Below are 14433 nucleotides of genomic sequence, written 5' to 3'. Positions count from 1 at the left end.
CACCATATTTGAATGAGTACGCCATCGGGCAGTTCTGGCTACCTGGTCAGTAGCTGCCCGATGGCATTTTCAGCCTCATCCGGGTGCAGCCACATGTAAGCCGGGTCGCGGCGGAGCCAGGTGAGCTGGCGCTTGGCATAGCGGCGGGTGTTGCGCTTGAGCAGGCGCACGGCCTCTTCCCAGTCATACTCCCCGCGCAGGTACCCAAAAATTTCCTGGTAGCCCACGGTTTGCAGGGCGTTGTGGTGCTGGTAAGCCTCAACGGATTTCACTTCGTCCAGAAGGCCGGCGGCCAGCATATCGTCCACGCGCTGGTCGATGCGGGTGTAGAGTTCCTCCCGCTCACGGGTGAGGGCAATTTTCAGGATGCGAAAGGGCCTCTCCACGCCTTTGCCGGCCTGATGAAAGCTGGAAAAAGGCTGTCCGGTACCGCGCGTTACTTCCAGGGCGCGCACCACCCGCTGCGGGTTCTGGCGGTCAATGCGCTCATACGTCACCGGGTCCAGCAGGCGTAGGTGCTCAACCAGCGCTGGTAGCCCTTCGGTGGCCAGCTCTTCTTGAATCTGAGTGCGCACTTCGGGTGCTATGGGCGGTAATACATCAAACCCATCGGTTACCGCCTGCAGGTACAGGCCGGAGCCGCCCGTGAGGATGACTACCTGATGCCGTTGGAAAAGTGTTTCGAGCAGGGCCAGGGTTTCGGTTTCAAACCGGCCCGCGTTATACTCTTCCGCAATAGAATGGGAATCAATAAAATGATGCGGCACACCCTGCATTTCTGCCGGCGTGGGCTTGGCCGTACCAATGCTCAGCTCCCGAAAAAACTGCCGAGAATCGGCGGAAATAATTTCGGTACTGAAGTGCTGGGCCAAGCGCACGCTGAGGGCAGTTTTGCCCACGGCCGTTGGGCCGGCCAGCACCAGGAGCGTGGGGCCAGCGGCCGCCGAAAAGTCTGAAAATTCCATCATAAGGCAATATTCTGATCGGGCCACAGCCCAGCGTAGAGCGCCAGCAGGTGTTGCTCCTCCTGCTGCCAGCTCAGCACCAGGCGGGCGCGGCGGCAATTCTGGGCCAGCTCCTGGTAGCGGGCAGGGTTAGCGTGCAGCAGCTGGTTAAGAACCATCGCCAGCTCCTTCGGATTCAAGGTGGCGTATTCGGCCACATCAAATTCATCATTCAGGGCCCGGTACTCCGGGAAATCGACTACTACCTGCGGCACCCCCGCGTGCAGATAATCGAAAAACTTATTGGCCAAGGAATAATAGTAGCTCAGCCCCCGGTTTTCTAGCAGCATAATACCCAAAGCGGCCTGCCGGGTAAGCAGGCGCAGCTCGGCGGGCAGCACGTAGCCTTTAAACACTACTTTGCCGCTGGCCAGCAGCCCCTGCGCCGTGGCCTGCTGGCGCAGCGCCTGCGAAAGGTCGCCTTCGCCACACAGTACCAGCTGGCCGTTTACCTGCGACATAGCCTCCAGCAGGGCTTCCAGCCCCCGGCCTTCGTTCAGCACGCCCTGATATAGGATAAAGCTAGTAGGTGGGCCAGCCGAGGCGGGCGGAATGGGCGCTTCATCCAGCCAGCTGATGTTCCGGATAACGTGGAATGACCGGCCGTAGCGCCGGGCAAACACCCCGGCCAGCGCCGGACCCACCGTGTACGCCAGCGTGGCCCGGGGCACAATAAAGGCCTCCACCCACTGCCAGACGCGCTGCACCGCGGGGCGTCGCACTACTTCCGGCACCTCCGTAAACAGTTCATGGGCATCATAGAGAAAAGGCTGGCGGCTCAGCCGGGCCCGCAGCCACACCGGCAGGGCGGTGTCCAGATCAATAGCACACCAGGCATCGGCGCGCTGTTTCAGCAGAAACAGGAACAGGCGCACGGCGTACTCCAGATAAAATAGCTTACCCCGTCCGAACCAGCAACGCAGCCGGTGTTGTTGGTAAGGCTGTGGCGTGAGTGGCCCCGACTGAGGCAATGCGCGGCCCACCAGCAGCACCGCATACCCATGCCGGGCCAGGCTGCCGCAGATGCGCTGCATGCGCTGGTCGTAGTTTAAATCCGTAGTAACGGTGAAGACAAGGCGGCGCATGAGCGGGCAAACGGCGGCCCGCAGCGGAGAAAAGGAGCTGCCAGCACTTTATTCTGGATATTTTTGACAAATTTAAGCAGTCAACTGATACAGCTGGGCTGACTTGTTCCCCAACATACAGCGTCCGGTTTATTAACTGCCCATGGCTTCTCGTTCCACCCATAGTACATCCGGCCAAAAAACAGCTTCCTTAACCCAGGACAGTAGTTCCCGTGCCTTATTTGACGCGGCGTATGATGCTATTCTTTTATTTGATGAGCAGGGGAAGCTGGTAGACTGCAACCGCACGGCCCTCACCCAGCTGGGTACCACGCGGGCCGTGCTGCTCAGCGCCGGCCTGATGGGGTTTGTATCGCCCAGCCAGGCTTCTGCTGAGGATTGCTGGGTGGATGATGCCCAGCTGCACGCCGCCATTCAGGATACCGCCCGCACGGGCCGCCAGTTTTCCAAGTGGTGGTATGGGCACCGGGCCGATCAGTCCGCAATGGATGCCTGGGTAACCCTGCACCGCGTAGAGCTGCCCACTGGCCCCCATGTGCAGCTTACCCTGCGCGATGCCGCCCAGGCCCCACCCCGCGCCAGCAGTACCGTGCGCCAGGAGCAGCCCCGCCAGAACCTGCGGGATTTACTAGGCCGCTCCGGTCTCAGCTACGTGTGCTGCGACAGGGAAGGGCTGATTAAGGACGTAAATGACTATTTCCTGGAGTACACCGAGTACAAGCGGGAAGAAGTAATCGGGCGGCCCTATCATGATTTGTTTGTGGTGCCCGAAGAGCGGGAATCCCGGCGCGAAGGCTACCTGAACAGCATCAAGAGCGGCCGGCTGCAGGACTACTATGAGCGCTCCATTCCCACCAAAGCCGGGCAGCTGCGCATGGTGTTCTGGCACGCTGAGTACGACTATGATGCCGATGGCAAGATCAGCGGCGTATTTGTAGTAGGCCGCGACCTGACCGACCGCCACGTCACGGCGCGAGCCCTCTCCGACAATCGCAACCGCCTGCAGGACTTTCTGGATAATGCCCACGACCTGATCCAGAACCTGAGCATCGACAACCACTTCCTCTTTGTGAACAAAGCCTGGAAGGAAAAGCTGGGCTACGATGACGACGACCTGCCGCAGCTCACTCTTTCGGATGTGGTGCACCCTTATTACAAGGCCAAGCTGATGTACCAGCTGCGCAACCTGTACAAGGGGGAGAAGGTGAACAAGCTGGAAACCGTTTTCCTTACCAAAAGCGGCAAGCCCGTGCACCTCATCGGCAGTATTTCCTGCTCCTGGCAGGACGATGAGCCCGTAAGCACGCGCGCCATTCTGCACGACATCACGGACCGCATTAAGGCCGAGCGCCTGCAGAAGGTTTACTACAGCATTGCCAACCTGGCCATCAGTACCAAAGATCTGAACTCCCTGTACGGCGCCATTCACCGGGAGCTGAGTAAGATCATCGAAACCAATAACTTCTACATTGCCCTCTGCGACGATGCCCGTACGCAGCTGCAGTTTGCTTACTTCGTGGATCAGCATACGCACGGCGAAAAGGCGCTGGTGTCGCGGCCGTTTTCCTCGGGCATTTCGGAGTACATCATCCGAACGGGGCGCCCGCAATACCTGCGCCGCGTCGATATTCAGGCCCTGGTAGCGGCGGGCTCCATTACCGCCTTTGGCTCTATGCCGGAGGTAATGCTTTGCTCTCCGCTAAGCGTGGGCGACCGGATCATTGGGGTAATTGCGGTGCAGGACTACTCCAAGGAAGATGCGTATGCCTCCTCGGATATTGAGATTCTGCACTTTATTTCCAACCAGGTGGCGCTGGCCATTGAGCGCAAGCGCAATGAGGTGCAGATCAACAAGCAGAACGCCCGCCTGAACGCCATTTTTGAGAGTGGCACCCACTTAATGTGGTCGGTGGATGTGCAGTCCCGCCTTACCTCCTTCAACCGCAACTACGCGGCCTACTTCCTGCGGCGCAACGGGGTATATCCTACCCTGAACGTGAACCTGATGCAGGCCGACCTGGACATGATGGAGCCCGAAGCCCGCTCGGCCTTCATGGAAAATTACCGCAAGGCCTTTAAAGGGCAGCCGCAGCGCTTTGAGGTGCGCCTGAACGATGCGCGCGGCATGGACTCCTGGCGGGAAATCTACCTCAACCCCATCTATCTGGATGATGGCTCCTTTGAAGAGATATCCGGTATTGCGCACGACATCACGGACAAGAAACGCTCCCAGCTGGAGCTGGCGGCGCAGGAGGAGAAGTTCCGCGCCATTTTCGAGTCGTTCCAGGACGTGTACTACCGCACCGACAGCAAGGGCATGCTGACGCTGGTGAGCCCCTCCGTGATGGACATGCTGGGCTATACGCCGGAAGAGGTATCAGGCACCTTCATTGGCGACTATTATCTCAAGCCCGAGGATAGGGAGGCGCTGCTGCAGGCCATTCGGGCCCAAGGCGAGGTGCGCAACTATGAGATTGATATGCGCCACAAGAGTGGCCGCGCCGTGAGTGTGCTGATCAACGCGCGCATGGTGAAGGATGAGCATGGTGGTATTTCCGGCACGGAAGGCATCGGGCGCGACATTACCGAGCTCAAGCAGATTCAGGACGATTTGCGGCGGGCGAAGGATGCGGCAGAAACCGCGCTGCACGCCAAAACCCAGTTCCTGGCCAACATGAGCCACGAGCTGCGCACGCCCATGAACGGCATTATCGGCATGATTGACCTGCTGCACCAAACGGTTTCCTCCCCGGAGCAGGAAGACTATGTAGACACCCTGCGCAAGTCTTCGGATGCGCTGCTGGCCATTCTGAACGATATTCTGGACCTGTCCAAGATTCAGGCAGGCAAGCTGGTGCTGAATGAAACCGGCATCGACCTGTATTACTCCATGGACAAGATTCACTCCTTGTTTGCAAACCGGGCCCTGCAGAAAGACCTGCTGTTCACCTACCATATTTCGCCGGAAACGCCGCGCTTCATCCGCACCGATGAAACCCGCCTGCTGCAGGTGCTCAGCAACCTCACCTCCAACGCCATTAAGTTTACCAACGAGGGCAATGTGCACGTGGAGATAACCAGCAAGGCCCACCGCGGCGACAAGCACGTGCTGCGCTTTGAGGTACGGGACTCCGGCATTGGCATCTCCGATGATAATGCCAAGCTCCTGTTCACCAACTTCACCCAGTTGGATAATACGCCTACCAAATCGTTTGGGGGCACCGGCCTGGGCCTGGCCATCAGCAAGCAGCTGGCCGAGATGCTGGGCGGTAGTATCGGGGTAAACTCGGTGGTGGGCAAAGGCAGCACTTTCTGGTTTGAGATTAAATGCCGCGTGGCCCACAACGAGCAGGAAATTGTGCAGGAGCGCTTGGCCTCCCGCGACCGGAGCCAGCAGGAAGTAGTGCAGTTTGACTCCGTGCCGCAGGTGCTGCTGGTGGATGACAACCCCATCAACCAGAAGGTGGCCGAGCGCCTGCTGGAAAAGCTGGGCTGCCGCATAGACGTTGCCAGCGACGGGTTTGAAGCCATTAGCCGTGCCACCGACGGCACCCACTACGACCTGATTTTCATGGACATTCAGATGCCGGAAATGGACGGCGTCACGGCCATGCGCGAGATTCGGAGGCGCCTGGGCAAGCAGTGCCCGCCCATTGTGGCCATGACGGCCTACTCCATGAAGGAAGACGCCGAGCGTTTTGTGGAAGAAGGCATGGATGGCTACGTTTCCAAGCCGGTGAAGTCGCAGGACCTGTACACTATTCTGATGCACTGGCGGCCCAACAAGCCGGTGGTGATTCCGCCCGTGGAGGAGTTGGTGCCGGAGCCGGCACCCGCCACGGAGCCCCAGCCCGAGAGCCTGAACCTGGAAATATTGAGCCAGCTGCGGGAGCTGGGTGGCGAGGAGTTTGCCGCGCAGCTCTACGCCGATTTTGAGCAGGAAGCCGGCCAGTTGCTGGAAGAAGCATATCCTTTTGTGGAAAGTGGCCATTACGACCAGATTTTACCACATTTGCACCAGCTAAAGGGCACCGGCTTCACGCTGGGCCTGAACCGGCTGGCCGAAGCCGCCAAACAGCTGGAGCATAAAATCAAAAACGGCCAGATGCAGGATGTACCAGCCGATTTTGCCGAGCTTCAGGATTTTTTCCACCATTTTGCTGAAACCTACGTTACCCAAACAGGCGTTTCGTAGGAATTTATTAGGTTTCCTCTCTCCTTACTTTCATTCCCTCCCTGGTTCTAATTTACTCCCTATCATGGCCGATCAAAAAACGATTCTAATTGCCGAAGACAGCTCCGTGATTCTAAATCTGACCAAGAAAATTCTGGAGTTGCAGAAGTACAAGATTGTTTCCGCCAAAAATGGTGGGGAGGTCCTGAAACAAGTGGAAAGCCAGCCCATTGACTGTGTGCTGATGGACATTAACATTCCGGTGAAAGACGGCATGGAATGCACCCGCGAAATCCGCCGCAACCCTGATCAGCGCATCGCCAAAATTCCAATTATTGCTATTACCGGCAACGCCAACAACTACTCCATGGAGCAGTTCCGCGAGGCCGGCGTAACCGATTACCTGCCCAAGCCGCTGGATTTTGACGCGCTGGTGCGGGTAGTAAAGCAATATATTGGCTAAACGCTGAAGCCCGACTGCTGCCTGCCGAAGTAGAACCCACAGGGTTTTACCCGGGAGGCAGTAATCATTTTTTAGCTCCAGAATTTTCACGAAGTGCAGATTACTTTCCTCGGAACGGGCACGTCGCAGGGGGTGCCCGTTATCGGGTGTCAGTGTGCCGTGTGCCGTTCCGTTGACTACCGCGACAAGCGCCTGCGCGTGTCGGTTCACGTGCAGGTAGGCGGCAAAAGCATCATCATTGACAGCGGCCCCGATTTCCGGCAGCAGGCCCTGCGCGCCCGCATCGACCACCTCGATGCCCTGGTGTTCACCCACGAGCACAAGGACCACACGGCCGGCATGGACGACATCCGGGCCTATAATTTCCGGCAGCAGCAGGATATGCCGGTGTATGCTGAGCCCCGCGTGCTGGACCAGCTGCGGCAGGAGTACGCCTATATCTTTGCCGAGCACAAGTACCCCGGCGTGCCACAGGTGAAAGTGCACCCAATTCTGAGCGATACCGACAGCTTTTGGGTGGAAGGCATCGAAGTGCACCCCATTCGGGCCCTGCACTACAAGCTGCCCGTGCTGGGCTTCCGCATTGGCAGCTTTACCTATTTGACGGATGCCAACCACCTTTCTCCGGAATCCATGGAGCGGATGCGCGGCTCAGAGGTAATCGTGCTGAATGCCCTGCGCCACGAGAAGCACATTTCCCACTTCACACTGCAGGAAGCCGTCGATATCCTCACTGAGCTGGCGCCGGCCCGCGGCTACCTCACGCACATCAGCCACCAGTTGGGCCGCCACCGCGAGGTGGAGGCAGAATTGCCGCCGTTTATCCGGCTGGCGTATGATGGGCTGCAGGTGACGGTGTAGTTTGGGTCTTAATCATTCTTTTTGCCTGTCATGTCGAGCTTGTCGAGACATCTCGCTAGTGTGGTAATTAGTTAGCACCACAACCTCAGCACGTAAGATGCTTCGACTGCGCTCAGCATGACTACTTTTTAGGGTCCGAATCGTGCACAACAACTACTATTTCTTCCGCCTGCTGGCCCCGGCTCTCACGCAAAAACTGGCCGGCTTCCGGGTGGTCACGTGCTTTTCGCAGGAGAAGGATGAGCTGGTGATTGGCCTGACGAATGGCGCCGCTGAGTTCTGGCTGAAAGTGCAGCTTTCGGCCGCTTTTCCGCTGCTGGCCTTGCCGGAAACGTTTCATCGGGCGCGGCAAAACTCTGTGGATCTGCTGCCTGCTTTGCTGGGGCGCGAGGTAGCCTTGGTGGATGTGTTTCCGCAGGACCGGGTGCTTACTATTCAGTTCACTGATGGGGCCAGTTTGCTGCTGAAACTGTACGGGCCGCGTCCCAATGCTGTCTCCCGGGCGGTGCCCGGGGCCGCGCCGGAGCTGTTTCATCAGCGGTTTACGGCGGATGCCGAGCTGGCCCCGGCCCTGCTGCCCACCACAGAAGACCCGCTGAAGCGCCTGCCGGCTTTAGGCGATGTGCCGCGCCACTGGCTGCGCACCCAGGGCTACGAAACCTCTGATGCCGCTACGCGGGAGCAGCTGGTGCAACAGGTGGTAAGCCTGCTGGAAAACCCGCCGCACTTCTATCTGATTGCGCTGGAAGGCCGCACCCGCCTGAGTTTGCTTCCCGTAGGCGAAGTAGAGCAGACCTGGGCCCCCGACCCCATTGAAGCCCTGCGGCGCTTTGTGCCGCTTATCCTCAGCCGGCGCACCTATGAAACCGAGCTGCGCCAATTGCGCCAGCAGCTGGAGCGCCGCGCCGACGAAGCCACCACCGGCGCGGCCCACGCCCGCCGCCGCCTGCACGCGCTGGAGCACGAAGCCGGCTTCCGCCACACCGCCGACCTGATTATGGCCCACCTGCACCAGATTACGCCCGGCGCGGCGCAGGTAGAGGTCATCGATTATCTCACCAACGAGCCTCGCACCCTCAAGCTCAAACCGACTGAAACACCCCAGCGCACAGCCCAAAACCTATACCGCAAGGCCAAAAACCAGCAGCTGGAAACCCAACAGCTAAAGGAACGCGCCGAGCGCCGCGAAACTGAAGCCCTTTGGTGCCTGGAAAGGCTGGAAGAGCTGGAGTCTATTGCCGACCTGCGCGCTTTCCGCAGTTGGCGCAAGCAGCACGGACTGGAGCCGGAAACCAAAGCCAAAGCGGCTACCGAGCTACCCTTTAAAGTATTCGAAGACTCCGGCTACACTATTCTGGTAGGCCGCAGCGCCCAGAACAACGATTTGCTCACGCAACGCTACGCCCACAAAGACGACCTGTGGCTGCACGCTAAGGACGTAACCGGCTCCCACGTAGTTATTCGGCAGAAGGCTGGGCAAACCGTGCCGGAAACTGTGGTAGAGCGGGCCGCGCAGTTGGCCGCCTGGTACTCCCGCCGCAAAAACGACTCGCTTTGCCCCGTCACGGTCACGCCTAAAAAGTTTGTGCGCAAGCCCAAAGGCTCCGTGGCCGGCTCGGTAGTGGTAGAGCGGGAGCGGGTGGTGCTGGTAGTGCCGGCTAACCCGTTTGAGCGGTTCGGAAGCCCGGAAAGCTAAGGGCTCCTTTCCAAGTATAGATAAACAAAAAGCCCAACCTTATACAGGTTGGGCTTTTTGGTGGCCAATCGGCGGCCGGTGTGCGCGCGGGGAGATTCGAACTCCCACACCCGAAGGCACCACCCCCTCAAGATGGCGTGTCTACCAGTTTCACCACGTGCGCAGCGGTAGTTTATTCTTGGCAAGCTACTTCAGAAACCAACGTTTCCGGCTTTGCTGAGGCGACGAAGCGAGGGCAAAAGTAGGCACTGCTGCATAGCGTTGCAAGCCCACTCTGCATTTTTTTGCCTTTCTGGCGGTTTTTCAATTACCTATGTGCTGCTTACAGCTCATTTTCAGCCACTACCCTCCCGGCGTTATTTTGAAGCGCTAGCAAAACGGTGACTATCCTTTCAACAATCAGTCAACCAGTACTCCCATGAACATTCCCGCCACCACTTCCAGCTCTCCTAACCCGTTTGCCCGGCTGGCTGAGAAAATTACCCAGTTTACGGGCACCACGGCCGCATTTTGCCTGGCAGCCGGCATTGTGCTGGTGTGGGCGCTGCTGGGGCCGGTGTTTCATTACTCCGAAACCTGGCAGCTCATCATCAATACCGGCACCACCATCGTCACCTTTCTGATGGTGTTTCTCATTCAGCGGGCGCAGAACAAGGATTCCCTGGTGCTGCACCTCAAGCTGAATGAATTATTGGCGGCCACGAAAGGTGCCAGCAACCGCCTGATTAATGCCCAGGACTTTACGGAAGAAGAAATTCAGCTGCTACACCAATACTTCTGCCTGCTGGCAGACAAAGCCAAAGCCGACCGTGACCTGGGGCGCACGCATTCAGTGGAAGAGGCAGAGGAAAATCACGCGTATAAGCTGCACGCCCAACGGTTTTAGCCATAAGAAAAGCCCGGCATTGTAGTGCCGGGCTTTTCTTACAAACTATTCTTGCAAATTATTAAGAATGAGCCAGTGGGGTATCCACCACATGCTCGGAGATAAACCATACCTGCATTTCGTTGGTGCGCATCACGCTGCTTACCACCAGGTCATTGGTGCCGTCGTCACCAGCGTCATCGGCCTTTTTAGCATAGTCGTGGCAATGCTTAAGGATGATCTGGTGAGCTTCTAGCAGGCGGGAAACCTGAATAGGCGCTTCTTCCCGGTCTTTGGGGGCGCGCGGAATGCTGGTCAGCTCGGCCACGTCAGGAGCCATGGCAATAGCCACGCCGCCCAGAATCTGGATGCGCTCAGCAATGCTGTCTACCAGCACGCTTTGCTCCTCATAATGCTTGTCGTAGAGTAGGTGCAGCTGGTAAAAAGTGGGGCCTACTACCTGCCAATGGTGTTTTTTGTACAGGTCGCGCAGGGTCATGGTGTCAGCCAGCAGCTGGTTAAGCATGGTTACGCTTTGCTGGCGCACATTCTCGGCCAGGCCAATGGGCAGGCGCTGCGACACGGTGCCGTATTTCTGCAGGGCGGCCGGAGCATTTACCTGCTGATTTAAAATGGGCTGTACGCTTACGGCAGCGCGGCCGTTGGCAGATGCAGCCGCCGCTTTACGCGGGGCAGCGGGTTTCTTAGTAGCGGTTGTTTTGGTTGCCATGATGGGTTCGGGAATGATGGGGCAAGCGGCTGTATATTACCGCTACCGGGCTTTTCTTACGTAGGGAGGTTGGTTGGGTTGACGCAAAACCCTACTTTATCAGTTATGAACCATATTCATCCTCACCCGGAAACCCACCTTAGCAGCTCGGCTATGCTGCAGGACATTGTTATTGGGCTCTCCGATGGCCTGACGGTGCCGTTTGCCCTGGCCGCCGGCCTGAGCGGCGCGGTGCAGTCTTCGGCGCTGGTTATTACGGCCGGGCTGGCCGAAATTGTGGCCGGCTCTATTGCCATGGGCCTGGGCGGCTACCTGGCCGGCCGCACGGAAGTGGAGCATTATCAGGCGGAGCTGGACCGGGAGCACCGCGAGGTGCAGGAAGTGCCCCACGTAGAGCGCGCCGAGGTAGACGAGCTGCTGACGGAAATGGGCCTTTCTGAAGCCACGCGCGAGCAAGCCGTGCGGGAGCTCACCTCCGACCCCGACCAGTGGGTGCGCTTCATGATGAAGTATGAGCTGGGTCTGGAAAAGCCCGACCCTAAGCAAGCCTGGAAAAGCGCCGTTACCATCAGCATGGCCTATGCCGTAGGCGGCCTGATTCCCCTGAGCGCCTATTTCTTAACCGCTACACCCGCCGAAGGGCTGGTTTGGTCGGCGGTGATTACTATTGTATGCCTGTTGGTGTTTGGCTACATCAAGAGCCGCATTACGGGACAGCCCCCGGTGATGGGCGCTTTGAAAATGGCCGGCACCGGCGCCCTGGCTGCTGCCGCTGCCTTCCTGGTAGCCAAGCAGTTTGAAGGGCATTTTTAAGCCCGAATCATAACGTTTCTTTGTCTTTCTCCTCATTTTCTCCCTTCTCCCTCAATCCCTGGCGCACATGAACGAAGCACACTGGCACCTGCTCCTGAACCACACTCCTATTTTAGGCACCTTGTTTGGACTGCTGCTGCTGGCCATCGGGATGCTCCGCCACCATACTCCCGCGGTCCGCATTGGCCTCATTACGGTGCTGATTTCGGCGTTGCTGTGCATCCCTACCCAGCTCACCGGCGAGGGTGCTGAGGAAGTAGTAGAAGATATGCCAGGCGTGACCCACACCCTTATTCATGAGCACGAAGAAGCGGCCGAGGTGGGATTCTGGGCCCTAGAAGCCACGGGCGTACTGGCCTTGCTGGCGCTGCTGATGCCCACCCGGGGGCACTTGCTCAGCGGGCTTACCCTGGCCGCCACTGCCGCCAGCTTTGGCCTGCTGGCCCGCGCCGGCACCCTGGGCGGGCAAATAACCCATGCTGAAGTTCGCCCGGCCGGTGCCAAAACCGAAGTGGCCGGACCCGCCCGCCCCTCAGAAGAGCAAGAGGACCATAAGTAGCTTCCTTATTCATTTCTATTTGGTTTCTGATGCCCTTTCCTTTCTTCGGCGACGATAAATCCACCATTGCGAATCTATTGAGGACTTTGCCTCAGGTAGGCAAGGTAGAATGGATTGGTCTCCGCCCGGCCCGGCGGCAGCCCCTGCAGGCGGTAACGGAAGCCCTAGCGGAAACCGACCGCCACCTCCTCGGCGACCATGCCCGCCCTAAACCCGGCGGCAAGCGGCAGATTACCCTTATTCAGCACGAGCATCTGGCGGCCGTAGCCGGTTTTCTGGGGCGTGAGGAGCCTATTGCTCCCGGGCAGCTGCGCCGTAACCTGGCTATCAGCGGTATTAACCTGCTGGCGCTCAAAAACTGGCGCGTGCTCATTGGTGAGGAAGTATTGCTGGAGATAACCGGCGAGTGCCACCCCTGCTCCCGCATGGAAGAAGAGTTGGGCCCGGGTGGCTACAACGCCATGCGCGGGCACGGTGGCCTCACGGCCCGCATCCTGCAGGGCGGCACCATCCGCCTCGGTGATGCGGTGCGGGTGCAGGAAACCACTACAGACACACAGGAAAAATAAGCTTCCCGTGAATCAGGAATTAGCTTACATAAAAAAGAGGGGTTCTGGTACGTACCAGGACCCCTCTTTTTTATGTCAGAAAGTGAAGCAATAATCAGGTAGCTATTCGCCGCCGTATTTGCTTTTTCCTTTGCCATTGCCGCCGGCATCCATGCGCACAATGCGCGGCGTAAAGGAGCCCAGCACATCTACCAGGTCGCGCTGGTGGGCCATTACCTGGTGAATGTCTTTGTAGGCCATGGGGGCTTCATCCAGACCGCCACCAATGAGCTCCACGCCTTTGTCGCGCAGCAGGCGGCGCAGCTCGCCTTCCGTTACCTGCAGCTTGGCCTGGGTGCGGGAAAGCCGCCGCCCGGCCCCGTGCGAGGCAGATTGCAAGGAGTCCCGCTCGCCGCGGCCGCGCACAATAAAGCCCGGCGCCGTCATGGAGCCCGGAATGACGCCCAGCACGCCTTTGCCGGCCGGCGTGGCACCTTTACGGTGCACAATGGCTTCCTGGCCATCCGGCAGGGTTTCCTTCCAGGCAAAGTTGTGGTGGTTTTCTACCTTGGCCAGCGGCTTCTCTCCCAGCGCTTTGCTCAGGCGCCGGTGAATGTCGCGGTGACAGGCGGAGGCATAGTCGCCGGCCAGGTTCATGGCCGCCCAGTACTCCTGCCCTTCCTGCGAGTCCAGGGAAAGCCAGGCCAGATGCCGGGCCTGCGGGGGCAGCTGGCACTTATCCATGGCAATTTTGGTGTAGTGCTGCGCAATGGCCGCCCCCAGCCCGCGCGAGCCGGAGTGCGACAACACCCCCAGATACTGCCCCACCGCCAAGCCCATTTCATTGCTGGCATCGGTAATATCTACCAGGCCAAACTCCACAAAATGGTTGCCAGAGCCGGAGCTGCCGATTTGCGCCACCGCCGAGTCCAGCTTATGCCGGGCCACGCCAATCTGCCGGAATTCGGGCCGGTCGAAAATCGGGTCGTCGGTGTTGCGGTCTTTAAAGACTTCCCGGTTGCCGAAGCGGGTATTTTCGAGCAGTATTTTCTTCAGGGCATGCTGGCGCTCCTCCAGAAAGGCAGGCGGCAAATCATACACCGACAGCGCCATACGGCAACCAATGTCCATACCCACGCCGTAGGGAATTACGGCGTTATCAGTGGCCAAAACGCCGCCAATGGGCAACCCATAGCCCTGGTGGGCATCGGGCATGAGGGCGCCGTCTATCGTGATGGGCAGCTGCATAGCGGTATCCATCTGCTTGCGGGCGCCATCTTCAATAAAATCTTCGCCGTAGCGGCGGTAGTCTTTGATTTTAGCATTGAGGGCCACGTCGCGGCTGGGCTGGGGCACTAATTCTTCGGCCAGGGGGCGCCAGGTTTCGTCGCGCACGTAAGCAAAAGGGTCGTCTTTTATTTGCTTGAGCAGGGAAAGGGCGCTGCCTTTGTCCAGCTTCTTGAATTGTTTCTGATCCAGAATATCGAGGGCCATACCAATAGCACGTCCCTCAGGGTAGCCCAGCTGGCGCAGGTCGTTACCGCGGAGTTTCTGAGAAGCCATAATGGAGATATGAGTATAAACAAAAGGGAGAAAACACGGGCAGCTGCCTGCCCGTGTGGTTTCCTATACGCA

At 58.6% G+C, this 14433-nt stretch carries 12 protein-coding genes and 1 tRNA gene; 8 read left to right on the top strand and 5 right to left on the bottom strand.

Translation table 11 applies throughout. The annotated features are described in order from the left end of the window. Positions 1-38: 38 nt before the first annotated feature. On the bottom strand, positions 39-968 hold the full coding sequence (gene miaA, locus AM218_RS04765; RefSeq protein ID WP_082318072.1) for a tRNA (adenosine(37)-N6)-dimethylallyltransferase MiaA: 930 nt from the start codon (positions 966-968) through the stop codon (positions 39-41). Continuing rightward, on the bottom strand, positions 965-2089 hold the full coding sequence (locus AM218_RS04760) for a glycosyltransferase (protein WP_054412341.1): 1125 nt from the start codon (positions 2087-2089) through the stop codon (positions 965-967). The genes miaA and AM218_RS04760 overlap by 4 nt, the downstream gene beginning before the upstream one ends. Positions 2090-2231: 142 nt before the next feature. Here AM218_RS04760 and AM218_RS04755 point away from each other — a divergent pair, with 142 nt between their 5' ends. The 4 genes from AM218_RS04755 (at position 2232) to AM218_RS04740 (ending at position 9283) form a co-directional block, all read left to right on the top strand. After that, complete coding sequence (locus AM218_RS04755) at positions 2232-6284, top strand: PAS domain S-box protein (protein ID WP_054412339.1); 4053 nt, start codon at positions 2232-2234, stop codon at positions 6282-6284. A gap of 64 nt (positions 6285-6348) precedes the next feature. Continuing rightward, positions 6349-6726: a response regulator gene (locus AM218_RS04750; RefSeq protein WP_054412337.1), complete on the top strand. Its 378-nt coding sequence runs from the start codon at positions 6349-6351 to the stop codon at positions 6724-6726. 93 nt (positions 6727-6819) lie between these two features. Further along, positions 6820-7587, top strand: coding sequence for an MBL fold metallo-hydrolase (locus AM218_RS04745; RefSeq protein ID WP_054412334.1), 768 nt, complete (start codon positions 6820-6822; stop codon positions 7585-7587). A gap of 142 nt (positions 7588-7729) precedes the next feature. After that, positions 7730-9283 (top strand): NFACT RNA binding domain-containing protein, encoded by a 1554-nt coding sequence (locus AM218_RS04740; protein ID WP_054412332.1) that lies wholly within the window; start codon positions 7730-7732, stop codon positions 9281-9283. Positions 9284-9364: 81 nt separating this feature from the next. Here the strand turns inward: AM218_RS04740 and AM218_RS04735 are convergent. Next, positions 9365-9446 (bottom strand) — tRNA-Leu (locus tag AM218_RS04735). A 255-nt stretch (positions 9447-9701) separates the two neighbouring features. Here AM218_RS04735 and AM218_RS04730 point away from each other — a divergent pair. Continuing rightward, positions 9702-10169, top strand: a complete 468-nt coding sequence (locus AM218_RS04730) for a low affinity iron permease family protein (protein ID WP_054412329.1) — start codon at positions 9702-9704, stop codon at positions 10167-10169. 61 nt (positions 10170-10230) lie between these two features. Here AM218_RS04730 and AM218_RS04725 read toward each other — a convergent pair whose 3' ends face one another. After that, positions 10231-10878: a Dps family protein gene (locus AM218_RS04725; protein ID WP_054412327.1), complete on the bottom strand. Its 648-nt coding sequence runs from the start codon at positions 10876-10878 to the stop codon at positions 10231-10233. 105 nt (positions 10879-10983) lie between these two features. Between AM218_RS04725 and AM218_RS04720 the strand changes: the two genes are divergently transcribed. The 3 genes from AM218_RS04720 to AM218_RS04710 all read left to right on the top strand — a co-directional run bounded on the left by AM218_RS04720 (position 10984) and on the right by AM218_RS04710 (position 12819). Next, positions 10984-11691 (top strand): VIT1/CCC1 transporter family protein, encoded by a 708-nt coding sequence (locus tag AM218_RS04720; protein ID WP_197274017.1) that lies wholly within the window; start codon positions 10984-10986, stop codon positions 11689-11691. Positions 11692-11758: 67 nt separating this feature from the next. After that, positions 11759-12250: a hypothetical protein gene (locus AM218_RS04715; protein ID WP_054412325.1), complete on the top strand. Its 492-nt coding sequence runs from the start codon at positions 11759-11761 to the stop codon at positions 12248-12250. A 29-nt stretch (positions 12251-12279) separates the two neighbouring features. Beyond that, entirely contained in the window at positions 12280-12819 is a 540-nt protein-coding gene (locus AM218_RS04710; RefSeq protein WP_054412323.1) for an MOSC domain-containing protein, read from the top strand. A 102-nt stretch (positions 12820-12921) separates the two neighbouring features. On the opposite strand, the gene AM218_RS04705 is transcribed toward AM218_RS04710, so the two are convergent. Beyond that, on the bottom strand, positions 12922-14361 hold the full coding sequence (locus AM218_RS04705; protein ID WP_054412321.1) for an RtcB family protein: 1440 nt from the start codon (positions 14359-14361) through the stop codon (positions 12922-12924). Positions 14362-14433 lie beyond the last annotated feature (72 nt).

The sequence above is a fragment of the Hymenobacter sp. DG25A genome (assembly GCF_001280305.1).
GTDB lineage: Bacteria > Bacteroidota > Bacteroidia > Cytophagales > Hymenobacteraceae > Hymenobacter.
The sequence above is the reverse complement of the archived record's forward strand: the minus strand, read 5'-3'. Positions and strand labels throughout refer to the sequence as shown.

Excerpts from the sequence above, each read along its gene's own strand:
- miaA (WP_082318072.1), bottom strand. The coding sequence starts at position 968 with ATGATGGAATTTTCAGACTTTTCGGCGGCCGCTGGCCCCACGCTCCTG.
- AM218_RS04760 (WP_054412341.1), bottom strand. The coding sequence starts at position 2,089 with ATGCGCCGCCTTGTCTTCACCGTTACTACGGATTTAAACTACGACCAG.
- AM218_RS04755 (WP_054412339.1), top strand. The coding sequence starts at position 2,232 with ATGGCTTCTCGTTCCACCCATAGTACATCCGGCCAAAAAACAGCTTCC.
- AM218_RS04750 (WP_054412337.1), top strand. The coding sequence starts at position 6,349 with ATGGCCGATCAAAAAACGATTCTAATTGCCGAAGACAGCTCCGTGATT.
- AM218_RS04730 (WP_054412329.1), top strand. The coding sequence starts at position 9,702 with ATGAACATTCCCGCCACCACTTCCAGCTCTCCTAACCCGTTTGCCCGG.
- AM218_RS04725 (WP_054412327.1), bottom strand. The coding sequence starts at position 10,878 with ATGGCAACCAAAACAACCGCTACTAAGAAACCCGCTGCCCCGCGTAAA.
- AM218_RS04720 (WP_197274017.1), top strand. The coding sequence starts at position 10,984 with ATGAACCATATTCATCCTCACCCGGAAACCCACCTTAGCAGCTCGGCT.
- AM218_RS04715 (WP_054412325.1), top strand. The coding sequence starts at position 11,759 with ATGAACGAAGCACACTGGCACCTGCTCCTGAACCACACTCCTATTTTA.
- AM218_RS04710 (WP_054412323.1), top strand. The coding sequence starts at position 12,280 with ATGCCCTTTCCTTTCTTCGGCGACGATAAATCCACCATTGCGAATCTA.
- AM218_RS04705 (WP_054412321.1), bottom strand. The coding sequence starts at position 14,361 with ATGGCTTCTCAGAAACTCCGCGGTAACGACCTGCGCCAGCTGGGCTAC.